The sequence below is a fragment of the Arthrobacter globiformis genome, from assembly GCF_030818015.1.
GTDB lineage: Bacteria > Actinomycetota > Actinomycetes > Actinomycetales > Micrococcaceae > Arthrobacter > Arthrobacter globiformis_C.
Map to the genome: position 1 here is coordinate 3,138,187 of NZ_JAUSZX010000001.1, position 21,113 is coordinate 3,159,299.

Annotated in this window: 22 protein-coding genes; 8 read left to right on the forward strand and 14 right to left on the reverse strand. The window is 64.3% G+C overall.

The genetic code is table 11. The features are described 5' to 3' along the window. Positions 1-4: 4 nt before the first annotated feature. Positions 5-259 (reverse strand): hypothetical protein, encoded by a 255-nt coding sequence (locus tag QFZ23_RS14640; protein ID WP_306923981.1) that lies wholly within the window; start codon positions 257-259, stop codon positions 5-7. A 220-nt stretch (positions 260-479) separates the two neighbouring features. On the opposite strand from QFZ23_RS14640, the gene QFZ23_RS14645 reads away from it, so the two are divergent. The 3 genes from QFZ23_RS14645 to QFZ23_RS14655 all read left to right on the forward strand — a co-directional run bounded on the left by QFZ23_RS14645 (position 480) and on the right by QFZ23_RS14655 (position 3,076). Next, positions 480-1,373 carry a ribonuclease Z gene (locus QFZ23_RS14645; RefSeq protein ID WP_306923982.1) on the forward strand — a complete coding sequence of 298 codons (894 nt, stop codon included), beginning with the start codon at positions 480-482 and terminating at the stop codon, positions 1,371-1,373. A gap of 45 nt (positions 1,374-1,418) precedes the next feature. Beyond that, positions 1,419-2,543 (forward strand): 23S rRNA (uracil(747)-C(5))-methyltransferase RlmC, encoded by a 1,125-nt coding sequence (rlmC, locus tag QFZ23_RS14650; RefSeq protein ID WP_306923984.1) that lies wholly within the window; start codon positions 1,419-1,421, stop codon positions 2,541-2,543. A 146-nt stretch (positions 2,544-2,689) separates the two neighbouring features. Beyond that, positions 2,690-3,076, forward strand: coding sequence for an Hpt domain-containing protein (locus QFZ23_RS14655; protein ID WP_306923986.1), 387 nt, complete (start codon positions 2,690-2,692; stop codon positions 3,074-3,076). Between the two features lie 72 nt (positions 3,077-3,148). Here the strand turns inward: QFZ23_RS14655 and QFZ23_RS14660 are convergent, their stop codons facing one another. The 3 genes from QFZ23_RS14660 to QFZ23_RS14670 form a co-directional block, all read right to left on the reverse strand. Then, the gene (locus QFZ23_RS14660; RefSeq protein ID WP_306923988.1) at positions 3,149-4,123 is read right to left on the reverse strand and encodes a dienelactone hydrolase family protein; all 975 of its coding nucleotides are present in this window, start codon (positions 4,121-4,123) and stop codon (positions 3,149-3,151) included. Between the two features lie 80 nt (positions 4,124-4,203). Further along, positions 4,204-4,716, reverse strand: coding sequence for a mycothiol transferase (locus QFZ23_RS14665; RefSeq protein WP_306923989.1), 513 nt, complete (start codon positions 4,714-4,716; stop codon positions 4,204-4,206). Between the two features lie 8 nt (positions 4,717-4,724). Next, on the reverse strand, positions 4,725-5,564 hold the full coding sequence (locus QFZ23_RS14670; RefSeq protein ID WP_306923990.1) for an aldo/keto reductase: 840 nt from the start codon (positions 5,562-5,564) through the stop codon (positions 4,725-4,727). 373 nt (positions 5,565-5,937) lie between these two features. Between QFZ23_RS14670 and QFZ23_RS14675 the strand changes: the two genes are divergently transcribed. After that, on the forward strand, positions 5,938-6,459 hold the full coding sequence (locus QFZ23_RS14675) for a DUF2087 domain-containing protein (protein WP_306923991.1): 522 nt from the start codon (positions 5,938-5,940) through the stop codon (positions 6,457-6,459). 2 nt (positions 6,460-6,461) lie between these two features. Here QFZ23_RS14675 and QFZ23_RS14680 read toward each other — a convergent pair whose 3' ends face one another. From QFZ23_RS14680 to QFZ23_RS14690, 3 genes are read right to left on the reverse strand one after another with little or no spacing between them, the layout of a single operon-like run. Further along, positions 6,462-6,887 carry a ChaB family protein gene (locus QFZ23_RS14680; RefSeq protein WP_306923993.1) on the reverse strand — a complete coding sequence of 142 codons (426 nt, stop codon included), beginning with the start codon at positions 6,885-6,887 and terminating at the stop codon, positions 6,462-6,464. Positions 6,888-6,937: 50 nt separating this feature from the next. Further along, positions 6,938-7,711 carry a hypothetical protein gene (locus QFZ23_RS14685; protein WP_306923994.1) on the reverse strand — a complete coding sequence of 258 codons (774 nt, stop codon included), beginning with the start codon at positions 7,709-7,711 and terminating at the stop codon, positions 6,938-6,940. Positions 7,712-7,760: 49 nt separating this feature from the next. Beyond that, entirely contained in the window at positions 7,761-7,979 is a 219-nt protein-coding gene (locus QFZ23_RS14690; protein WP_306923996.1) for a hypothetical protein, read from the reverse strand. A 545-nt stretch (positions 7,980-8,524) separates the two neighbouring features. Here QFZ23_RS14690 and QFZ23_RS14695 point away from each other — a divergent pair. Continuing rightward, the gene (locus QFZ23_RS14695) at positions 8,525-9,340 is read left to right on the forward strand and encodes a hypothetical protein (protein WP_306923997.1); all 816 of its coding nucleotides are present in this window, start codon (positions 8,525-8,527) and stop codon (positions 9,338-9,340) included. A 285-nt stretch (positions 9,341-9,625) separates the two neighbouring features. On the opposite strand, the gene nrdF is transcribed toward QFZ23_RS14695, so the two are convergent. From nrdF to QFZ23_RS14720, 5 genes are all read right to left on the reverse strand, one after another. Beyond that, entirely contained in the window at positions 9,626-10,600 is a 975-nt protein-coding gene (gene nrdF, locus QFZ23_RS14700; RefSeq protein WP_306923998.1) for a class 1b ribonucleoside-diphosphate reductase subunit beta, read from the reverse strand. 97 nt (positions 10,601-10,697) lie between these two features. Further along, positions 10,698-12,854, reverse strand: coding sequence for a class 1b ribonucleoside-diphosphate reductase subunit alpha (nrdE, locus tag QFZ23_RS14705; RefSeq protein ID WP_306923999.1), 2,157 nt, complete (start codon positions 12,852-12,854; stop codon positions 10,698-10,700). A gap of 26 nt (positions 12,855-12,880) precedes the next feature. After that, complete coding sequence (nrdI, locus tag QFZ23_RS14710; RefSeq protein ID WP_306924001.1) at positions 12,881-13,387, reverse strand: class Ib ribonucleoside-diphosphate reductase assembly flavoprotein NrdI; 507 nt, start codon at positions 13,385-13,387, stop codon at positions 12,881-12,883. Between the two features lie 71 nt (positions 13,388-13,458). Next, complete coding sequence (gene nrdH / locus QFZ23_RS14715; protein WP_076802586.1) at positions 13,459-13,704, reverse strand: glutaredoxin-like protein NrdH; 246 nt, start codon at positions 13,702-13,704, stop codon at positions 13,459-13,461. 437 nt (positions 13,705-14,141) lie between these two features. Then, positions 14,142-14,366 carry a hypothetical protein gene (locus QFZ23_RS14720; RefSeq protein ID WP_306924003.1) on the reverse strand — a complete coding sequence of 75 codons (225 nt, stop codon included), beginning with the start codon at positions 14,364-14,366 and terminating at the stop codon, positions 14,142-14,144. Between QFZ23_RS14720 and QFZ23_RS14725 the strand changes: the two genes are divergently transcribed. Then, entirely contained in the window at positions 14,349-15,266 is a 918-nt protein-coding gene (locus QFZ23_RS14725) for a LysR family transcriptional regulator (protein WP_306924005.1), read from the forward strand. The genes QFZ23_RS14720 and QFZ23_RS14725 overlap by 18 nt on opposite strands. Before the next feature lie 45 nt (positions 15,267-15,311). Next, positions 15,312-15,821, forward strand: a complete 510-nt coding sequence (locus tag QFZ23_RS14730) for a DUF2004 domain-containing protein (RefSeq protein ID WP_003800997.1) — start codon at positions 15,312-15,314, stop codon at positions 15,819-15,821. Between the two features lie 77 nt (positions 15,822-15,898). On the opposite strand, the gene metE is transcribed toward QFZ23_RS14730, so the two are convergent. Continuing rightward, on the reverse strand, positions 15,899-18,244 hold the full coding sequence (gene metE / locus QFZ23_RS14735; protein WP_306924007.1) for a 5-methyltetrahydropteroyltriglutamate--homocysteine S-methyltransferase: 2,346 nt from the start codon (positions 18,242-18,244) through the stop codon (positions 15,899-15,901). 55 nt (positions 18,245-18,299) lie between these two features. Beyond that, positions 18,300-19,265: a methylenetetrahydrofolate reductase gene (locus QFZ23_RS14740; RefSeq protein ID WP_306924009.1), complete on the reverse strand. Its 966-nt coding sequence runs from the start codon at positions 19,263-19,265 to the stop codon at positions 18,300-18,302. 680 nt (positions 19,266-19,945) lie between these two features. On the opposite strand from QFZ23_RS14740, the gene QFZ23_RS14745 reads away from it, so the two are divergent. Then, positions 19,946-21,043 (forward strand): hypothetical protein, encoded by a 1,098-nt coding sequence (locus QFZ23_RS14745; protein ID WP_306924011.1) that lies wholly within the window; start codon positions 19,946-19,948, stop codon positions 21,041-21,043. The last annotated feature ends 70 nt before the right edge of the window (positions 21,044-21,113 follow it).

The window sequence follows — 21,113 nt, forward strand, 5'->3', positions numbered from 1 at the left end:
CCGTTCAGACCGACGCCGGATAGCTGGCGAGGATGTAATCCGCAGCTGCCGGCCCCTTCATGCGGAGGCCGTTCGGTTCGGGGTTGATGCGCCCTCGCATGCCTTCCCAGAAGGTCTCCTCCGCGTGTCGCACGGTGCCCGTGACGTAACACCAACTGGTGTACAGGCCATAAAGGGGGTCCGGCCCCAGGGTGACTCCGGAGGCGTCGTCGGAGGTAGTGGCCTCCATGAGGAACTGGTCAAACTGTGGATCATCCAAGGGCAAGCTCTTTTCGCACACGTGCAGGGCACCGCCGTTCGGCTGCAGCGGCTACATTCCGGGGCCAGCACGGGGCATCGAAACGGGTGGTTCAATCTGCATTCGTTGCCGCTTTCCCGATGGATGGGTGAAGGGCTCATCAAGTATTTGAGGCCCGCGAGCGCGGCCGTCCCCAGGCCACCCGCCTGCTGGGTGCCGTGCCTGTGAGACACTCGGTGACATGCGCGAATTCGTCGTTCTGGGAACTGCATCGCAGGTGCCGACACGGACGCGCAACCACAATGGGTACCTGCTGCGGTGGGACGGCGAGGGCCTCCTCTTCGACCCTGGCGAGGGCACCCAGCGGCAAATGATCCATGCAGGTGTTTCAGCCAACCAGATCACCCGCATCTGTCTTACCCATGTTCACGGTGACCATTGCTACGGGCTTCCCGGCGTGCTGTCCCGCATGGCCCTGGACGGCGTGAAGCACCCGGTGCATCTGCACTATCCGGCTTCCGGGGAGGACGTTGTCCGGGCGCTCGTCTCTGTGGCCTCGCCCGGCATCGACCTTCGCCTGCGACCCCACTCGGATGCCGGGGAAATCGCCCAGGGGCTCGAAGTGCGGCCCTTGCGCCACCGCATTGAGACCTACGGCTACCGGCTGACCGAGCCGGATGGCCGGAGCATGCTGCCGGAGCGGCTGGCGGCGGCGGGCATTACGGGCCCGGACGCGGGCCGTCTGCAGCGGGAAGGAGTTCTGCGGGGTGTACGGCTTGAGGACGTCAGTATTCCGCGGGCCGGCCAGGGCTTCGCCTTCATCATGGACACCGCCCCGTGCGAGGGAGCTGAAGGCTTGGCCGACGGTGTCGACCTCCTCGTCACGGAATCAACGTTCAGCGACGACGACGCCGCTTTGGCGGCGCAGTACGCGCACCTCACGGCCGGGCAGGCCGGGGATCTGGCCGCCAACGGTGGCGCCGGAACCCTCGTCCTCACCCACTTTTCCTCCCGGTACGGCGACGTGAATATCCTGGCCGAGCAGGCACGGGCCCGCTCAGGAGGGACCGCCGTCGTACCTGCAAATGATCTGGACCGGATCAGCCTTCCCAAGCGGCAGCGGCCGTCGTCCTGACCCGCGGCCAGAAGAAGCCTGCAGAAAAAGTAGAATTAACCAGACATGCAATGTTCCTACTTCGATGCCGCCCGCTGCCTCTCCTGCACCCACATGGGCAGGCCCTACGACGAGCAACTGGCCGGCAAGCAGCTGCACTGCCGGACCCTTCTCTCCGACCACACGTCAGTAGAGTGGCTGCCGCCTGTGGCGAGCCGCGAGTCCGGCTTCCGCAACAAGGCCAAAATGGTGGTGGGCGGAACGGCCAACAATCCCACCATCGGGATCCTTGACGCCGAGGGCCGCGGCGTTGACCTGCGCGAATGCGGCGTCTGCTCCCCCGGGCTCCTCGCCTGCTTTCCGGTCCTGGCGGCTTTCATCAGCCGGGCCCACCTGACGCCCTACGATGTCCCGCGGCGCAGCGGCGAGCTCAAGCACCTCATCATCACCGAATCGCCCGACGGCGAGATCATGCTGCGCCTGGTCCTGCGATCGGAAAAGCTGGTGCCGCGCATCCGGCAGCACCTCCCCACCCTTCTGGGGGCCCTCCCGCAGGTGCAGGTTGTCTCGGTCAACCTGCACCCGGAACACAAGGCAGTCTTGGAAGGCGACCGCGAGATACTGCTCACCGGGCAGTCCACGCTGCGGATGCGGGTCAATGACCTCGACCTTCACCTCCGGCCGCAGAGTTTCTTCCAGACGAACAGCGACATGGCAGCGGCCCTGTACCGGCAGGGGCGCGAGTGGGTCAACGAACTGGCGCCGGCATCGGTCTGGGACCTGTACTGCGGCGTCGGCGGTTTTGCCCTGCACTGCGCTGACCCGTCGCGCGACGTCACCGGCATTGAAACCAGCCGCGAAGCCATCGTTTCGGCCAAACTCAGCAGCGACGAGGCAGGCCTGCAGCGCATGACCTTCCAGGCGGGCGATGCCACGGCCTTTGCAGTCGCGGCGGACGAGGCGCCCGAACTGGTTATCGTCAATCCGCCACGGCGCGGCATCGGCAAGGAACTGTGCGGCTGGCTGGAGTCGTCTTCCGTGCAGCACGTGGTGTACTCCAGCTGCAATGCGCAGTCACTGGCCCGCGACCTGGCGACGCTCCCCTCGTTCACCGCGCGACGGGCACGGGTGCTGGACATGTTCCCGCAGACCACGCACTACGAAGTCATGGTGCTGCTCGAGCGGTCCTAGCCGGTCCGCATTCTTGATCCGAACATCGGCAAAAGTTTCTCCCGTCTTGAGGTCCCCGCGGGACAGTGTCAGGTAAGCCGCGCAGCAAGGGTCGCGGCATGGACCGATGGGCGGGGCATGCAGGGGACAGCAGCAGGCGGTGGGAAGTGACTGGCCCAGAAGACATCCCCGTCTTGGACACCGGTCCGCTGCGGGTCCTTGCCGCCGAAGTGGGCCCCGCTTTCGCAGAGGCCTTCATCGATGACTACCTGCAGATGTTGCCGGAGCGGGCGTCGAAGATCCTCCGCGCCCTGGCGGGCCGTGACCCGCGGATGGCGGCTGACGCCGTCGTGAGCCTGAGGGCGACGTCCGCCATGGCCGGAGCCCTGAGGCTGGAGCGGTGCTGCAGGGAACTGGAATCACGCATCCGGCGCGGGCAGCGGCTGGAGCCCGATGCGGTCAGGGCCGTGCTGTACGCGAACATCCGGCTGTTGGTGCGTGAAGCCGGACGCCAGGGGCACCTGCCGCAGTCACGGCCCAAGGGCCAGGACTAAGGACGACGGCGCGTAGCCGGCGCACCGGACCAAGATCCCCGAATCCCCGGACAACCGAGGGTTAGCCAACCGTTAGACGTACTTCTTGAACCACGCCAGCGTGTCGTTCCAGGCCGCAGTTGCCTGCTGCTCGTTGTAGCGTTCGCCGGTGTCGTTGTGGAAGGCGTGGTCGACGCCGGGATAAACCTTGAGCTGGTTGCGCACGCTCGCAGCCGTCAGGGCATCCCGGAGTTGCGGCATGGGGCCGGTGATCCGATCGTCCAGTTCTGCGTAGACACCAAACACCGCAGGCTTGATGGACGGCACCTTGTCCAGGTCGGGGGCCGGCCCGTAGAAGGCCGACGTCGCCTTGAGGCCGGTTATCTCTACCGCCGACTGCCAGGTGATGCCCCCGCCGAAGCAGTAGCCGGTCATGGCAATGCGGCCCTGCTCCACGAAGTCCTGCTTCTGCAGGTAGTCGAATCCCGCTGCAAAGTCCGCAACGTGCCGCTGGGCGCCGGCCTGCGTCAAGGCTCCCGGAACGGCATCGCGGTCCAGGCTCACCGTGCCGCCTTCCCTGCTCAGCAGGTCGATCGCCAGGGCCGCGTAACCTTCCTTCGCGAAGCGCCGGGCTACGTCCTGGATATGGGGTGTCAGTCCGCGGTTCTCGTGGCAGACCAGGACGGCGGGGCCGGGCTTCCCGCCTTCGGGCCTGGCGAGGTAACCACTGATCTCGGTGCCGCCCGACGAAAACTTTACTGTCGACGTCGTGATTCCGGCTGCCCCCTCGGGAACGGACAGCGGGCTCTTCGCCCCCGGAACGGCGCCTCCTGAGGCGGTGCCGGAGGCGGAGCCTGACGGCGCACTGGGAGTGGGCATGGGATCGGTGCTGCGCGGAACTTCCTGGGGCGTGCACCCAACCAGGAGCATCGCGGCGGACGCCGCAGCCATGCTGCCGGTGATGAACGCGACCCGGCGCGTGAAGGTGTGTTGGCTCATGGCCCCGGCACGGTAGTCGTCGAAAAATTCCTCAATCAGGTACTTCTCAAACTTGCCAAGCTGGGTCATCACGGCCTCCTGGAGTTTTGCCGCTTATCCTCCTCCGAACGCCGACGCCAGACAAGGCACCGGCTGCAACCCGCTGCCTGCTAGACCTGCGCGCCGCCTTTCAGGCCCTTGGCGTAGGCGGCCTGCCCTGCGTGCTGAAGGCAGTCCGCAATTATGCTGACCAGCCGGACACCGAAGGTGACCGGCGGGTCCCAGCGTGTATCCACGACGCGGTCAAGGTCATCGTCGCCGAGCTTGCTCAGAACCTCCGCGGTCTGCCGGTGGACCGCCTCGTAGTACTCAGCGAGCAGCTCCCGCGGGACCCTGACGGCGTCGACCTTGTCCGACGAATGGCCATAGCCGGTGTCCCTTTCGGGAAGCGGCAGGCCAAACCTGCCGGCAAAGCCCTGGGAGGTCCAGACCTGAGGCAGCCCGGCCGCGGAGGCAACCTGCGCGTCCTCCACCCGGCTGAGATGCCAGATCAGCCATGCAATGGAGTTGCCGTTGCCCGCGGGCCGGCGGGCCAGGCTCTCGTCGTCGAGCCCAACGAGTGTGGCATCCACGATTTCGCGGATACGGCCAAAGGCGTCCAGCAACAGGTCGTTGGAATTCATGGGTCCCCTTACATTTGGCTGTGGGCGGCGACGGCAGGATCCGAACCGATGCGGGCACCGGTTTCGAGGGCGGTGATCCCGCTAATCTCGGCAGGTGTCAGTGTGACGCCGACGGCCGCCAGGTTGTCCCGCATGCGGCCGCTGTTGGCTGACTTGGGAATGGCAATGTTGCCCTGGGCGAGGTGCCAGGCCAGCACAACCAGGGCGGGGGTGACGCCGTACCTGCCGGCTGCGGATGTCACTGCCGCAGCGTCCAGATCAGCGCCCTGGCCCAGGGGGCTGTACGCCTCCACGGCAATGCCCAGGGAGCGGCTCTTTGCCGCCAGTTCGGGCTGCTGGAACGTGGGGTGCAGCTCGAACTGGTTGACGGCCGGAACAACGTCCGCCGACTGGAGGAGCGTATCCAGGTGGTCCGCCAGGAAGTTTGACACGCCGATCGCTCGGATCTCGCCGCTTGCGTGCAGCTTCTCCATGGCTTTCCATGCCTCGGTGAAAAGGTTCCGGGACGGCACCGGCCAGTGGATCAGGTACAGGTCAACGTAGTCGATTCCCAATTCACGGCGGCTGTTCTGGAAGGCTTCCTGGGCCGTGCCCTGCTCGCCGTTGCGCAGCTTGGTGGTGACGAAGATGTCCTCACGGCGGATCCCAGAGGCAGCGATCGCGGCGCCGACGGCGGCCTCGTTGCCGTACGCCGCCGCGGTGTCGATGTGGCGGTAGCCGGCTTCCAGAGCATCCTCCACGATGCGCTGGGTCTCTTCCGGGGGAACCTGGAAGACACCGAAGCCAAGCTGCGGGATCTGGACGCCATTGTTCAGGGTGACATTCGGTACGGCTTGGTGTGGCGTCATCAGATTCTTCCGTTGCTGGGACGGGGTCATCCAAGTATGCCTGCCACCGGGCCGGCGGCCGAGCACCCTAACGGTGAGCGGGCCACCTGGACCATTGGTATGACTTCGGGAAGCCATGCGCCCAACACGGCCAGCGCAATGGCCCAGGTTGTTCTCTGCCGTTTCGGGCCCGCTCACGGATAGTGTCCCCGGGACCATTTCACATCACGACGTCGGCCCGGCGCCATAGATTCCGGGCGGGCACTTTCACCCCACGGAATCCGGGCAGGTGGCGCCTTCCGGCCTGAACCGCCCGGGACTACGATTTTTGCTGTCGTACCCGCCGACGCTAACCGGCAACGATCCGGCTGGCCAGAGCAAAGGGGGAAGCGCGGTGAGCAGGGAGATTAGGCAGAGCGGGCCGCATTGGCGGCGGGTGATGGGGGCCCTCGCCAACCGCGATGCCCGGACCGCCTACGCACAGATAGTGCTCGGGGCAAAACAGGATTTGTCTTCCACTCTGGCCGGCCAACGGCGCGACCGGGCCATCGCCGCCCTGCTCGACGCAGGGCTGGTCGAACGGACCGCCGGCAATGAACTGGAGGCATCCGAGTCGATATTCCGCGACCTCCTCACGCAACAGCCCAAACGCCAGCCGCAGACTGGAGTGGCCCGGTTCATGCGTCTTGGCCGGATCGACAGGTATCCGGCCAACCAGGCGGAGCGGAAGGAACTCCTGGCCTGGATTGCCGCCGAGACCTTCGAGCCGGGCGAGGAGCTCACCGAACGAAAGGTCAATGAACGGCTCCTGAGCTACACCGACGATGTGGTGCTGCTGCGCCGCTACATGATCGATTTCGGCGTGCTGGAGCGGACGCCGTCGGGATCCTCCTACTTTCGCCCCAAAGACGGATAGGCTCAGTCGCCCCGCGCCTTCCGGGTGGCGGCATCATTGGCCTTCTGGAGCGCCTCGACAAGTTCGGCCTTGTCCATCTTCGAACGTCCCTCGACGTTCAGTTCCTGGGCCAGCTTGTAGAGGTGCTCCTTCGAGGCGTTCGCGTCCACGCCTCCCGCGGTGGGCGCCGGTGAATCCAGGCCCTCCGCCGCGTGCTGATCGGAGGGGCCGCGCTTCTCCTTCGGTTCCCAGTGGTCGCCGACCTTCTCGTAGCTGTGCTTTAGGGCCGCGAAGGCTGTCCGGGCAGCCCGGCTCTCGTCATTGTCATAGGACTCCAACGCTGAATCGTAGGTCTTGGCGAAAGTGTCCTGGGCTTTCTGCTCAGAACGCTGCAGGGTCGAGGGAAGCTCTTCCTTGCGGGCGTGATCGTTTTTGCCAGTCTTGGGCATGCCACCAACGCTCCTTCATCGACAGACAAATCATGCGGATGGAACCAATGCTAGGCATCCTCGGAATCCAGATCGAGGTCAGGGATGTCCAGCAGGCCCAGGTCCTCCAGCACCGTAGCGTCCTCATAGGTATTCGCAATGCACCGGACCAAGGCAGGCGGTACGCGGAAATGCGTGTCGATCGTCAGGATCCCCTGCTCGGCTAGGACTTGCAGTTGGTTCATGGCCGCTGCCTTCAGCGACTCGACCGTGGCCCTTTCCTCTGGCGACGCACCTGTCCGGGGGTCCAGCACAGTGTCCGTCCTGGGAGGATCCTCCGAGGCGGCCGCCAGCAGGATAGAGGCCACCGTTGCGGCAACGAGGATTTCCCACGGCTGCTCAGGGTCATAGCCGAGCACCGAGGCCTCGAGGAACTGGTCGACGAAGAACACCACTTCCTCCAGCCGGTCCGGGGTGCTGCCGGCCTGGAAGACGGCGGAGGCCGGCGACGGCACCGCCTTCGTTGGGCCGACCTTGATCAGTTCAGTGCGGCCCAGCGCTTCCCACACCTGCGCCAGCAGCGGCACTTCATACATGCTGCGGACTGTCTGGATGGGCCTTTCCGAACCGCCGTTTCCGCTCTGCGGGACCTCAGCCTGCTTGGGCCCGCCTCTGACCCTCAGTCCGACACACGCTGCCGCCGCTTCGATGTCCTTCGTCCGGAGTGCACCGGTTCCGGTCACCGGCTTTGCGTCGCCGATCCACTGAAGCAGTGCCGTGGTCCGCTGGATCAGCGGGAGCTCCGAGAAGACCTGCAGGGCGTCGTCGTCGGAAATGACCGGCACGTCCACGAGGCTCCAATCATCCGTTTCCTCCAGAAGGGCGTTGAGCAGGTCAAGGACGTCCGCGAGCCTGTTCCGCTGAACCTGACCACCGGTCAGTGTCCGCGAGAAAGTCTACGAACCCGTGCACGGCGGCGATGACAAACTCAGCACGGTCGTCGTCTTCGTCTGTCGCTGTGGAGGCGAGATCGGCAGCGAGGGCATCGGCCAGGATCACAGGATCAAGGCGTGTCAGGTAAGCAGCGGCCACACGGTCCATGTACCGGCCCATGACGCTTTCTATGGCTGCCAGGCAGTCGAGGGCGGTCAGTCGGGTTAGTGCCTTGAGGTTTTCGGATCACGTGGGTGCGTCCAACGCAGTCGCTTGTGCAAACTGGCCCGCCTCTTCACCAGCCCGCCAGGCAGAGCTGTGGAGAAACCTTGAAGGCGGCCTACTGTCCCCCTCAAACAGGGGGTTGAAACGGACGCACACTCTCAGGTCGAGCACGTATTTCATAATGTGCCGGGCAGAAACTGGTCTTGTCACTGAAGCACAGGTAGCCGCGAACCTTAGCTTCAGATCGCCGGGTCCGGAACGCATTCCCCCCTTGCACCTGGACCCGGCGGACGACTCCTTCGGGCAGCTGATCCGAGGAGCTGCGCTGGAAGCCCCTCGGCGAACTTCGGCAAACTGTTCTCCACGGCGGCGGACGGGCAGGTCTTACGCCCAGCCACTCATGGACGGCGGCACCGTGATTTCCGCGACGGAGATCAATGCCGTTTACGGGCTGGACACCTCGATGTATTCCCTCCGGGTCGCGGTAAACTGGATCGGTCATGATCGGTGCCCTGCTCCGTCTTCTTGCCTGGTTGGTCGTTCTGGCGACCGTCCTCTCGGCCTGCTCGCCCGCTCTCAGACTCGATGAGGCCGCCACCGATCGACCGATCCAGACTTCCTCGGCCCCGCCGGCCACACGCGATGACGTCCCCGCTCCTCACCTGACCCCGTCCCCCACCCCGACATCGGTTCCCGCGCCGGCACCCGTGCCCCGGGCGTTCGCCCTCAACCTTTACCAGGAGGGGGACTTCGTTCCGCAGTACACCTTTGAGTGGTGTGTGGCGGCCAGCGTCCAGATCATGCACAATCTCATCGACGACACAGGGGCCGACATCTGGGCCGACCGCGTTCAGCAGGGCGAGCTGTGGGAGGCGGCCCGGGCACGGTCGACCAATTCGTTCAACGGTGCCAACCCCTTGGGTTGGGCCAAGGTGCTGACCAAGGTCGGGATGGGGCCCTACGTCGTCGTCAGCATTGCCGACTATAAGGAAGCGATGCGCACTGCGGCGCGCGCCATCGCCGACACGGGCCGGCCAGTTGGGCTGGTCATGTGGCGGGGTCGGCACGTATGGGTGATGAGCGGCTTCACCTCACTCGGCGACCCCGACCGGTTCCCAAAGTTCTCGGTCACCGGCATCCGCGTCCAAGATCCGCTCTACCCGTACGGCGACCAGCAGTGGGGACCGTCCCCCGCGCCCAACGCCCTGCTCACCCCCGAGCAGTTGGCGACGCAGTTCGTCGTCCGCGAGCCGCGACGCTGGAGCAGCAATCTGCCGACCGGCTACATGCTGGTGCTGCCGCTCGCCAAAACCTGATCGGACCTTCCCGCTTGCCTGCGTTTGCACGTGGTTCTTGTCCAAGGACAGGCCACCGGCCCGCGCGGCTCCGTGGACCGACCAGGCAGGTGCTTCGTCCATGCCCGGAACCTCGGCCACATGGTGGACCGCGCGGAAGCGCGCCCTCTCCGAGGAGGACATCGCCACACCCCACCGGTCGAATAACGAAATGGCCCCGCACGCGTCAGCATGCGGGGCCATTTCAGGCTAGCTCAATCTACCCACGAGACTCCTCAAGCAGCTTCCCGAGGATTGACAGAAGACCTAAAAGTCCCAGTCCTCATCCTCGGTGTTGACGGCCTTGCCGATGACGTAAGACGAGCCCGAACCCGAGAAGAAGTCGTGGTTCTCGTCGGCGTTCGGCGACAGGGCCGAGAGGATAGCCGGGTTCACGTCCGTGACGGACGCCGGGAACATGGCCTCGTATCCCAGGTTCATCAGCGCCTTGTTGGCGTTGTAGTGCAGGAACTTCTTCACGTCCTCGGCCAGGCCCACGCCGTCGTAGAGGTCGTGCGTGTACTGGACTTCGTTCTCGTACAGCTCGAAGAGCAGCTCGAACGTGTAGTCCTTGATTTCCTGCCGGCGGGCCTCGGAAACGGTCTCCAGCCCGCGCTGGAACTTGTAGCCGATGTAGTAGCCGTGCACGGCCTCGTCGCGGATGATCAGGCGGATCAGGTCAGCCGTGTTCGTCAGCTTGGCGCGCGAGGACCAGTACATCGGCAGGTAGAAGCCGGAGTAGAACAGGAAGCTCTCCAGCAGCGTGGAGGCCACCTTGCGCTTCAGGGGATCGTCGCCCTGGTAGTAGTCCATGACGATCTGGGCCTTCTTCTGAAGGTTCTCGTTCTCCGTGGACCAGCGGAAGGCGTCGTCGATCTCCTTGGTGGAGCAGAGGGTGGAGAAGATCGAGGAATAGCTCTTGGCGTGCACGGCCTCCATGAAGGCGATGTTGGTGTACACGGCCTCTTCATGCGGGGTGATCGCATCCGGAATCAACGAGACCGCGCCGACGGTTCCCTGGATGGTGTCCAGCAGGGTCAGGCCGGTGAACACGCGCATGGTCAGCTGCTGTTCGGCCGGGGTGAGCGTATTCCACGACTGGACGTCGTTGGACAGCGGCACCTTCTCCGGCAGCCAGAAGTTGTTGACGAGTCGGTTCCAGACCTCCACGTCCTTGTCGTCCTGGATGCGGTTCCAGTTGATGGCCTCGACGTGGCTGAGCAGCTTGACCTTCTCGGTCATGTCATCCCCTAAAAAGTTGGGTTGGTTCTTACTTAAAGCGTACGACGGCGGGCGGGCACCCGCCGTCGTACTGGTTACTATTTAGTTGAAGCCACAACTAAAGCATGCAGGAAACGCAGCCCTCAACCTCCGTCCCTTCCAGCGCAAGCTGGCGGAGACGGATGTAGTAGATGGTCTTGATGCCCTTACGCCAGGCGTAGATCTGCGCCTTGTTGATGTCGCGGGTGGTGGCGGTGTCCTTGAAGAACAGCGTCAGCGACAGGCCCTGGTCCACGTGCTGGGTGGCGGCGGCGTAGGTGTCGATGATCTTCTCGTAGCCGATCTCGTACGCGTCCTGGTAGTACTCCAGGTTGTCGTTCGTCAGGTACGGCGCCGGGTAGTAGACCCGGCCGATCTTGCCTTCCTTACGGATCTCAATCTTGGACGCCACCGGGTGGATCGAGGAGGTGGAGTTGTTGATGTAGGAGATCGAACCGGTCGGCGGGACGGCCTGCAGGTTCTGGTTGTAGATGCCGTGCTCCATCACGGAGGCCTTCAGCTCGCGCCAGTCATCCTGCGTGGGGATGTGCACGTTCTTGAAGAGCTCCCTGACCTTCTCGGTTTGAGGCACCCATTCCTGCTCCGTGTACTTGTCGAAGAACTCACCGGAGGCGTACTTGGACTTCTCGAAGCCGCCGAACGTCTGGCCGGTCTCGATGGAGAGCAGGTTCGACGCGCGGACCGCGTGGAACACCACGGAGTAGAAGTAGATGTTGGTGAAGTCCAGGCCCTCTTCGGAGCCGTAGTGGACCCGCTCACGCGCCAGGTAGCCGTGCAGGTTCATCTGGCCCAGGCCGATAGCGTGCGACTGGTCGTTGCCACGGGCGATGGACGGCACCGAGGTGATGTTGGACATGTCCGAGACAGCCGAGAGCGAGCGGATGGCCGTCTCGATGGTCAGGCCAAAGTCCGGCGAATCCATGGTCTTCGCGATGTTCAGCGAACCAAGGTTGCAGGAGATGTCCTTACCGGTCTCGTCGTAGGACAGGTCATCGTGGTACGTCGTGGGCTGCGAGACCTGGAGGATCTCCGAGCACAGGTTGGACATGATGATCTTGCCGTCGATCGGGTTTTCCCGGTTAACGGTGTCCTCGAACATGATGTACGGGTAGCCGGACTCGAACTGAATCTCGGCGAGGGTCTGGAAGAACTCGCGCGCCTTGATCTTGGTCTTCTTGATCCGGGAATCGTCCACCATCTCGTAGTACTTCTCGGTGACCGAGACGTCGGAGAACGGCATCCCGTAGACGCGTTCGACGTCGTACGGCGAGAACAGGTACATGTCCTCGTCTTTCTTGGCCAGCTCGAAGGTAATGTCCGGGATGACGACGCCGAGCGAGAGGGTCTTGATGCGGATCTTCTCGTCCGCGTTCTCCCGCTTGGTGTCCAGGAACCGGTAGATGTCCGGGTGGTGGGCGTGCAGGTACACGGCACCGGCGCCCTGGCGGGCACCGAGCTGGTTGGCGTAGGAGAAGCTGTCTTCGAGGAGCTTCATCACGGGGATGACACCGGAGGACTGGTTCTCGATCTGCTTGATCGGCGCGCCGACCTCGCGGATGTTGGTCAGGGCGAACGCCACACCGCCGCCGCGCTTGGACAGCTGCAGCGCCGAGTTGATGGAGCGGCCGATCGACTCCATGTTGTCCTCGATGCGGAGCAGGAAGCAGGAGACCAGCTCTCCGCGCTGCTTCTTGCCGGCGTTCAGGAACGTCGGGGTGGCCGGCTGGAAGCGGCCCTCGATGATTTCGTCGACCATCTGCAGGGCGAGCTGCTCGTTGCCGCGGGCCAGGTGCAGGGCGACCATGCACACGCGGTCCTCGTAGCGCTCCAGGAAGCGCTTGCCGTCGAACGTCTTCAGCGTGTAGGACGTGTAGAACTTGAAGGCGCCCAGGAATGTCTCGAAGCGGAACTTCTTCTTGTAGGCGCGGTTGAACAGGTCACGGATGAAGTTCATCGTGTACTGGTCGAGGGTTTCGCGCTCGTAGTACTGGTTCTTCACCAGGTAGTCGAGCTTCTCCTCGAGGTCATGGAAGAAGACCGTGTTGTTGTTCACGTGCTGCAGGAAGTACTGGTGGGCAGCCTCGCGGTCAGCCTCGAACTGGATCTCGCCGTTCGGACCGTACAGGTTCAGCATCGCGTTCAGCTCGTGGTAACCCAGGCCTTTGTAGGCAGCGGGGAGCGCCGGCTTCTCCTGCTTTTCAACAGCCGTGTCCATGGACGCGTCCTTTCCTTCGGGCCTGGTTACTTCTGTGTCTGCGACAGTCGTGTCCAAAACTCTTCCAATCCTTCTTGTACACGGGAGACGTCTTCCGGCGTGCCCATGAGTTCGAACCTGTATAGGTGGGGGACCTTGCACTTGGCGGCGATGATGTCGCCTGCCATGCAGTAGTTGTCCCCGAAATTCGTGTTTCCGGCCCCGATGACGCCACGGAGCAGGCGCCGGTTGTCCGGGTTGTTCAGGAACCTGATGACCTGCTTGGGCACTGAACCCTCGCCGCCTGTCCCGCCGTAGGTGGGGACCACGAGCACGAACGGCTCACAGGCAACGAGGGGTTCATCCTTCGCATGCAGGGGGATCCTGGCGGCGTCCGCACCAAGCTTCCCGATGAAGCGCCTGGTGTTCTCGGAGGCCGAGGAAAAGTAGATGAGGCGGCTGTGGGTGTGGTTCACGGGCGGTGTCTGACTGACGGGCGTCGTGTCCGCAGCACGGGCTGCGGCCGGCGCATCGGCAAGTGCCGGCGCGGCCATGCGAGTCACCTCATCTACTTGGGAATTCTCCTGCTTGGGAATTCTCTGCCGGAAACGGCGTGGGCGCAGCCTTAGGCCACAGAAGCGGACGCGCTGAGCGCCAGCTCTTCGATCTTGTCCGGGCGGAAACCGGACCAGTGGTCCTGGTCCGTGACGACGACCGGTGCCTGCATGTAGCCGAGCGACTTCAGGCGCTCAAGGGCGTCGGCATCCTGGGAGATGTCCACGCTCTGGTAGGCGATGCCCTTCTTGTCCAGCGCACGGTAGGTAGCGTTGCACTGTACGCAGGCCGGCTTGGTGTAAACCGTAACGGTCATGGTTCCTGTCCCCTTTGTTGAAGTCACTGCTGCTGCACTCTTCTGAGACCTTGCAGGTGTCTCTGTCTTTAAATCTCATGGCATCGTAGCGGTGGACTCTGCCCGGACCTTACCGTCCAGTACTGGCTGCGCCGGTCTCCCGCTCAATCTGTATGTCGATACTACATGTAGTGCGCGGCCCCGGATGGGACCCCAAGATGATGTATTACAAGTATGTCATTTAATGCACTTTTAATCCACAGGCCGGGACCCTCAAAATGTCCGGATTTCCGGCTTTTTGACGGACGGAATCCACACCCTGTGGAGTAGTTAGACACATTTAAACCCCAGCGTGTCGTCCTGCAGACGGCGTGTCGCGGCACGCCAGGCGGCACCCTTTGAGTGGCCGGGAACACAGCAGTGGGGTCCTCAAGCATGCTTCGGGACCCCCACTGTGATTAAGCAAACGCCGATCTCGAGACGCGCTGGAAGACCTCGTCGAATCCGAGCTCCCGCATTTCCGCGGCACGCTGCAGGAACCCCTCCTCCCACAGCCTCAGGGTGGCGGCACAGTGGTCGCCCATCCCCCGGCGCTCACGGACCCGGAGCGTGGTGTGCTGCTCCGTCTTTTTCCCGTCCCAAAGCACCCGGAGTAAGGTTGGCTGGTGGTCAACCCCGTGCATTTGAGGACGCTCCTTGAGGTGACGCGGCTGGGTTCCTTCGCGGCGGCGGCGACCCGGCTTGGCTACACCGCCTCGGCGGTGTCCCAGCAGATGTCCGCACTGGAGCGGGATACCGGCGTCCGCCTGTTCCAGCGCTCGGCCCGGAGCGTGGTTCCCACCGACGCGGCGATGGTGATGGCGCGCCACGCGGCTAAAGTCCTCACCGACATCGAGGCGCTGATGGCTGCCGCATCTAAGACGCAGGACACCACCACCCAGGAGCTCCGGCTGGGTATCTTCCCGAGCCTCGCCACCTACGTTCTGCCGCGGATCCTGCGCAGTCCGGCATGGAAGGGCCTGGGTATCGACCTGAAAGTTTCCGTGGCGGAACCGGCCCAGACCATCCAGGGGCTGCGCACCGGCGGCGACACCGATGTGGCGCTCGTGTATCAGGTGGGGCAGTCCGGGCTGGCCTGGCCGCACACCATCAACCGGCAGTGGATCGGCGACGACAACTTCCGCGTGGTTCTGCCCGCCGGGTGGGGATTCCGGACCGACGCCAAGGTGGCGGCGGACCATCTTTCGGACATGCCGTGGATCATGCACCATCCCGGCACGAGCGATGCCACCGTCATTGAGCGCCTGTTCGCCGGCTGCAACCTCCACCCCCGCGTGGTGGCCTACAGCGACGACTTTCATGCCAGCCTTGAAATGGCAGCCGCCGGGCTGGGGGCAGCCCTGGTGCCGGAGCTGGCGCTGCTCCACCGGCCGGCCGGCGTCGTGGTGCTGGACGTCCCGGAGATCCGGCTGGCCCGCAACGTCTTCGCGCTGCTCATCAATGACAAGAAGACGGCCCGGGTGCAGCTGTTCGTGGACCTCCTGGCGGAAACGATGGGCGCCCTGGGGCAGTCAGTTAAATGATCCCCGATGCTGGAATGCTCCGCTTTTCGGGTCTATGTTGAAGATATGACCACCAAGGTAGCGAGCCAGCACTTCGGAGTAATCGAGCTGAACCACGGCAGGGACCATAACGTTGCCGCGGAGCACGAGCTGGCCGGACAGCGCCTTGAGCTGGACCTGAACATCAATGCCCATGACCACTTCGACGAAGCGGCCATGCACAAGGTTGACTACCGCCTCCGGTACCTCCCCGAGCTCGTGGACGAGGTCAGGGAAATGATTGCCGAGGAGCTCGAGCAGGAGGGCACCAGCCCACAGGAATACCTCCGCTTCCACTGCAACGCCATCAAGGACGAGCACCTGCAGAAAATCTTTGGCGTGAAGGACAAGAGCCAGCTCACCAATGCGGTGTTCCTCAAGGCCCTGAAACTCGGCCACGTGGGAATCTACCCTGGCCAGCCCGAGCGCTACTTTGTTCTGGATTTCACCCTGGGCGAGCACTTCACGGACGAGGTCCTGGTGGCCTCCGCTGACGAGGACGGCGTCGTCGACGACGAGATCGTCTGGGAATCCTGAAGACCGCTTAAAGAACGACTTAAAGAACGACGGCGCCCGTCACCTTTGCGGTGACGGGCGCCCGTTCGTGGTGCTTTTTATGCCTTGGCGCCTTCGAGCAGGCTGGCGCGGACCGTCTTGGTGGCCGTGACCAGGTTGCGCAGGGACGCTTCGGTCTCGGCGTAGCCGCGGGTCTTCAGGCCACAGTCCGGGTTGACCCAGAGCTGGCGGGACGGAACGTGCTTCACGGCGGTGCTCAGCAGTTCGGTGACTTCCTGCTCGCCCGGGACGCGCGGCGAGTGGATGTCGTAAACGCCGGGTCCCACGCCGCGGCCGAAGCCGTGGGACTCGAGGTCGTGGACAACCTCCATGCGGGAGCGGGCGGCTTCGATCGAGGTCACGTCGGCGTCCAGGCCGTCGATCGCGTCGATGATCACGCCGAACTCGGAGTAGCACAGGTGGGTGTGGATCTGCGTGGCGTCAGCTGCACCGGCGGTGGCCAGGCGGAAGGAGTTGACGGACCAGTCCAGGTAAGCGGGCTGGTCGGCCTTGCGCAGCGGGAGCAGTTCGCGCAAGGCAGGCTCGTCAACCTGGATGATCTTGATGCCGGCAGCTTCGAGGTCGGCGATCTCGTCGCGCAGCGCCAGGCCCACCTGGTTGGCGGTCTCACCCAGCGGCTGGTCGTCGCGGACGAAGGACCAGGCCAGGATGGTGACCGGACCGGTCAGCATGCCCTTCATCGGCTTGCTGGTCAGCGACTGGGCGTACTTGGCCCATTCCACCGTGATGGGGGCGCTGCGGGTGACGTCGCCCCAGAGGATGGACGGACGGGTGCAGCGGGAGCCATAGGACTGGACCCAGCCGTGGACCGTGACGTCGAAGCCTTCCAGGTTCTCGGCGAAGTACTGGACCATGTCGTTGCGCTCGGGCTCGCCGTGCACCAGGACGTCGTAGCCGAGCTCTTCCTGCAGCTCAACAACGCGCTTGATCTCGTCCTTCATGAGCTGCTCGTACTGCTCGTTGGTGAGGTCGCCCTTGTTGTTGCGCGCGCGGGCCGAACGGATTTCCGAGGTCTGCGGGAAGGACCCGATGGTGGTGGTGGGCAGCGGCGGCAGGTGCAGTGCTGCTTCCTGGGCGGCTTCGCGGACCGAGTACTCGGAGCGGTTGAAGTCGGCCGGGGTCAGTGCCTCGGTGCGGGCCCGGACGTCGGCACGGCGGACACCCTCGGCTTCGGCGCGGGAGGCGATGACGCGGGTGGCCTCATCGATTGCCGGCTGAACTGCGGCCGCGTCGGTCAGCAGGCCAGCGAGGGTAACAACCTCAACGGCCTTCTGGTCGGCGAAAGCCAGCCAGCTGCGCAGCTGCTCGGACAGCTGGACCTCTTCCTCGACGTCGTGCGGGACGTGCTGGGTGGAGGTGGAGGTGCTGATGGCCAGCTTGGCGACGCTCTTCTGCAGCTCGGCGATCTTGTTCGCCGAGGCCTGCAGGTCGTTGCGCCAGATGTTGTGGCCGTCCACGACGCCGGCCACAAGGGTCTTGGTGCCCAGCGCAGCCAGTGCTGCAGCGGAGGGAACCTCGCCCTTGAAGACGTCGATGTGCAGGGCGTCGATGCCGGTGGCAGCGAGGGTGCCGAGCTGGCCGTTCAGCCCGCCGTACGGCGTGGAGACGAACAGCTGCGGGCGGCTGGCTGCAGCTGAGAGCACCTCGTAGGAGCGGGCAACGGCTGCCTGGATCTCCTGTTCCGGGGTGTCCTGGTCCACCACCAGGGCCGGCTCGTCCAGCTGGACCCAGCTGGCGCCGGCAGCTGCCAGCTTTCCGAGCAGCGCGGTGTAGACCGGCAGGACATCCTCGAGGCGGGACAGCGCGCTGAAGCCGGCGGGGGCGTCGTCGGAAGCCTTGCTCAGGAGCAAGAAGGTGACCGGGCCGACGATGTACGGGCGGGTCTCCACGCCGTTGGCGAGGGCGTATTCAAATTCTTCAACGATGCGGTTGGACGTGAGCGCGAAGTTTGTCTCCGGGCCGATTTCCGGTACGAGGTAGTGGTAATTGGTGTCGAACCATTTGGTCATTTCCAGCGGCTGCTGTTCCTTGTTGCCGCGGGCCAGGGTGAAGTAGCCGTCGATGTCCAGCTGTCCCTCGGCGTTGAGGAGGTTGCCGAAGCGGCCCGGAACGGCGCCGACATGGGCGGCGGCGTCGAGCACCTGGTCGTAGAAGGAGAACGTGCCCGGAACCGCAGCGGCTTCGGTGAGGCCGAGGCCTTGCAGGCGCTTGGCGGTGCCCAGCTGGATTTCCTTGGCAGCGGCGTCGAGGGCGGCGGCGTCAATCTTGCCGGCCCAGTAGGCTTCCACGGCCTTCTTGAGTTCGCGGCGGCGGCCGATGCGGGGGTAGCCGAGGATGGACGCGGACGGGAAGGGCGTGCTCTGCACGGGAGTCTGTTCGGTCATGTGAATTTCCTTGAATCGTTGGGAAGAGCTTTGAATGTCTCGGGGAGGAGTGCTGTCAGCTGGCGAGCTGGCGTCGGGCGAGCGCATTCAGGCGGCTGGACGAGCGGGCCGGCCGGGCAAGCGACAGTTTGTCCAGCACCTCCAGCGCGCTCTGGTGTTCGTTGAACGTGTAAAGGTGGAGTCCGGGCGCTCCGGCGTCCAGGGCCGCGTTGGCCAGGTCCACCGTTGCGCTGACGCCGATATGAAGCCGTTCGGCGTCGGTATCCGCCGCCGCGAGCCGCTCGATGAGCTCCGGTGCGGGTTCGACGCCGGTCAGCTCGCCGAGGCGCTTGAGCCTTCGCAGGCTGGTGAGCGGCATGACGCCGGGGATGATCGGGATGGTGACGCCGGCCCTGCGAGCCCTGGTGAGGAGGTCCGCATACTGGTCCGTGTGGAAGAACACCTGGGTGATCGCGAAGTCGGCACCTGAGCGCTGCTTGGCGAGCAGCACCTCGACGTCGTGGGCCTCGCTGGGCGATTCCGGATGCCGCGTCGGGTAGGCCGCCACGCCAACAGCAACCCTTCCGGCGCACAGCAGGGCCGAGCGCCGCTGCTCCACCCGGCGGATGAGCTCAATGAGGTCCTGGGCGTAGCGCAGCGACCCGCTGACCGGTTCGCCGCTGTCCTTCGGCAGGTCGCCGCGGAGGGCAAGGATGCCGCGGACGCCCGCGTCGAGCAGTTCGCCGATGATTTCCGCGAGCTCCGTAGGCGTGTTGCCAACACACGTCAGGTGGGCAAGCGGGCGGAGGGTGGTCTCCAGCACCAGGCGGTTGATGAGTTCGACGGCGGTGTCCCGGTTGGAGCCGCTGGCACCGTATGTGACCGACACGTAGTCGGGATCGGTGGCTTCCAATTCCCGGATGGTGGTCCACAGGGTCCCGGCCGCAGCAGGCGAACGCGGCGGAAACAGTTCATAGGAGAGCGCCACCGGTGCGGTGTCGGAGAGATTTGGGTGTGTGTCTATAAGGCTTGGTGGTGACATTTGCGTCCTTGGCTATGGGCCATTGAAGGCTGCGCTGCCGTGGCGGGAAGCCCTGCAGCATGCGGTCAATGAATTGAGTTTGGGGAACACGGGACGGACTTCGGCAGGGCGCAGCCGCGACTGTTACGCCTGTAAAGAAGTCCACCGTGAGCAAATGTCAGGCCCACATGGGGGCACCCACACCCTCCTTGGCGGCCGGCAGGCGGCTCACCGCAGCGGAGGATCGCTGACACGTTACCTTGGTAACTTGTATAGAACTCTAGAAGCCGTCCGGGGACACCTTCAAGTTGACGCCGAATTAAGACGCTGCTTTACGCCCGGTTGGATGGCCCGTTCAGAATTATCTTCGCCAAATGCGACTTTGGGTTTCATTGGCCGCCGGGAGCCGGCACGCCGTAGCTCTTTTCAAACCGCAGAAATTAGTCCATTCTTTTGTCACGTCGTATCGGATTCGGCAAGGTCTCAAGTTGAGGAGGCTGAATGCTCCTTTTGGTTCTTTCTCGGTGAATCGTCCCGAGAGAACATAATCCGCGCCCGTCGCTTGGCCTGCGTCGCACCGTACCGAGATTCGCCCGCTGGCAGGGCGCGGTTCGCCAGCGTTCTGCTGCGGCCGGGCACGGCACTGACGGCGCGGTGGAGTTGCTGGAAGCCAGAAATCCCCACGGCGAAAGGCCACCGAGATGTTCCAGCTTCACAAACCTCCCCTTTCCAAATCACCGTCCGCCCCGGGCTCCGCCCTTGTGCTCCTCCTGGCACTGGCCACCGTAACGTCCTGCGCTCCGCAACAAAATACCGCTCCACAGGCGACCTCCGGTTCTGCCGCGCCGACAGCGACGTCGGCCGCGGCCTCCCCAACCGGATCTGCTCCAACCGGGTCTGCGGCTTCGGGATCCGCCACCCCGGGTTCAACCGGGACGGCAGGCGCCGACGAGCTCTGCGGTCCCGGCTCAGCAATCAACTTTGACATCTCCCAGTTCCAGTCATCCCCCAACGTGGACAACAAGTGGTTCCCGCTCAAGCCTGGCATGCAATACACCACCACGGGAGACGTCAAGAGTGCCGAGGGAGACAAAAAGCGCACGGTGGTGCACACGGTGACGGGACTGACCAAGGTCATCGACGGCGTGAAGACCCAGGTCATGTGGGACCGGGACACCGCCGATGGTGAACTCGTGGAATCCGAACTGGCCTTCTTCGCCCAGACCAACAGCGGCACCGTCTGGCTCTTCGGTGAATACCCGGAGGAATATGAAAACGGAAAGTTCACCGGCGCCCCCTCCACCTTCATCCATAGCCTGGACGAGGCGCAGGCCGGCATCGCAATGCAGGCAGATCCCCAGACCAACACGCCCAGTTATGTCCAGGCCCACGCGCCAAGCGTCGACTTCCTGGACTGCGGCCAGGTCTTCAAGCAGAACGACCATGTGTGCGTGGCCACGGGTTGCTATGACGACGTGCTGGTAATTGACGAACGCAACCCGCTGGAGCCTGCGGTAGGCCACCAGCGGAAGTTCTACTCGGCCGGAACAGGCCTGGTGAAGGTGACCGCCGTGGGCGGCGCCGACCAGGAGACGCTGAACCTCGTCAAGATCGAACAGCTCACCGATGCCAAGCTGAAGGAGGTCAACCAGGAGGCCCTCAAGCTGGACACGCGTGCCTACCAGGTCAGCAAGAACGTCTATGCCAAGACGGACAAGGCTGAGGTTGCCACTGACAAGTCTGCACCTGCCAGCAGCCCGGCTACCGGCGACAGCCCAACTGTTCAGCCCGGCTACTAGTCAGCACCAACGTCCAACAGCGGAATGGGTGCCCGGCGGGAGGTTGCCGGGCACCTCCCTTTGACGCATG

Excerpts from the sequence above, each read along its gene's own strand:
- QFZ23_RS14645 (WP_306923982.1), top strand. The coding sequence starts at position 480 with ATGCGCGAATTCGTCGTTCTGGGAACTGCATCGCAGGTGCCGACACGG.
- rlmC (WP_306923984.1), top strand. The coding sequence starts at position 1,419 with ATGCAATGTTCCTACTTCGATGCCGCCCGCTGCCTCTCCTGCACCCAC.
- QFZ23_RS14660 (WP_306923988.1), bottom strand. The coding sequence starts at position 4,123 with ATGACCCAGCTTGGCAAGTTTGAGAAGTACCTGATTGAGGAATTTTTC.
- QFZ23_RS14665 (WP_306923989.1), bottom strand. The coding sequence starts at position 4,716 with ATGAATTCCAACGACCTGTTGCTGGACGCCTTTGGCCGTATCCGCGAA.
- QFZ23_RS14670 (WP_306923990.1), bottom strand. The coding sequence starts at position 5,564 with ATGACGCCACACCAAGCCGTACCGAATGTCACCCTGAACAATGGCGTC.
- QFZ23_RS14680 (WP_306923993.1), bottom strand. The coding sequence starts at position 6,887 with ATGCCCAAGACTGGCAAAAACGATCACGCCCGCAAGGAAGAGCTTCCC.
- QFZ23_RS14690 (WP_306923996.1), bottom strand. The coding sequence starts at position 7,979 with ATGGGCCGGTACATGGACCGTGTGGCCGCTGCTTACCTGACACGCCTT.
- QFZ23_RS14695 (WP_306923997.1), top strand. The coding sequence starts at position 8,525 with ATGATCGGTGCCCTGCTCCGTCTTCTTGCCTGGTTGGTCGTTCTGGCG.
- nrdF (WP_306923998.1), bottom strand. The coding sequence starts at position 10,600 with ATGACCGAGAAGGTCAAGCTGCTCAGCCACGTCGAGGCCATCAACTGG.
- nrdE (WP_306923999.1), bottom strand. The coding sequence starts at position 12,854 with ATGGACACGGCTGTTGAAAAGCAGGAGAAGCCGGCGCTCCCCGCTGCC.
- nrdI (WP_306924001.1), bottom strand. The coding sequence starts at position 13,387 with ATGGCCGCGCCGGCACTTGCCGATGCGCCGGCCGCAGCCCGTGCTGCG.
- nrdH (WP_076802586.1), bottom strand. The coding sequence starts at position 13,704 with ATGACCGTTACGGTTTACACCAAGCCGGCCTGCGTACAGTGCAACGCT.
- QFZ23_RS14720 (WP_306924003.1), bottom strand. The coding sequence starts at position 14,366 with ATGCACGGGGTTGACCACCAGCCAACCTTACTCCGGGTGCTTTGGGAC.
- QFZ23_RS14730 (WP_003800997.1), top strand. The coding sequence starts at position 15,312 with ATGACCACCAAGGTAGCGAGCCAGCACTTCGGAGTAATCGAGCTGAAC.
- metE (WP_306924007.1), bottom strand. The coding sequence starts at position 18,244 with ATGACCGAACAGACTCCCGTGCAGAGCACGCCCTTCCCGTCCGCGTCC.
- QFZ23_RS14740 (WP_306924009.1), bottom strand. The coding sequence starts at position 19,265 with ATGTCACCACCAAGCCTTATAGACACACACCCAAATCTCTCCGACACC.
- QFZ23_RS14745 (WP_306924011.1), top strand. The coding sequence starts at position 19,946 with ATGTTCCAGCTTCACAAACCTCCCCTTTCCAAATCACCGTCCGCCCCG.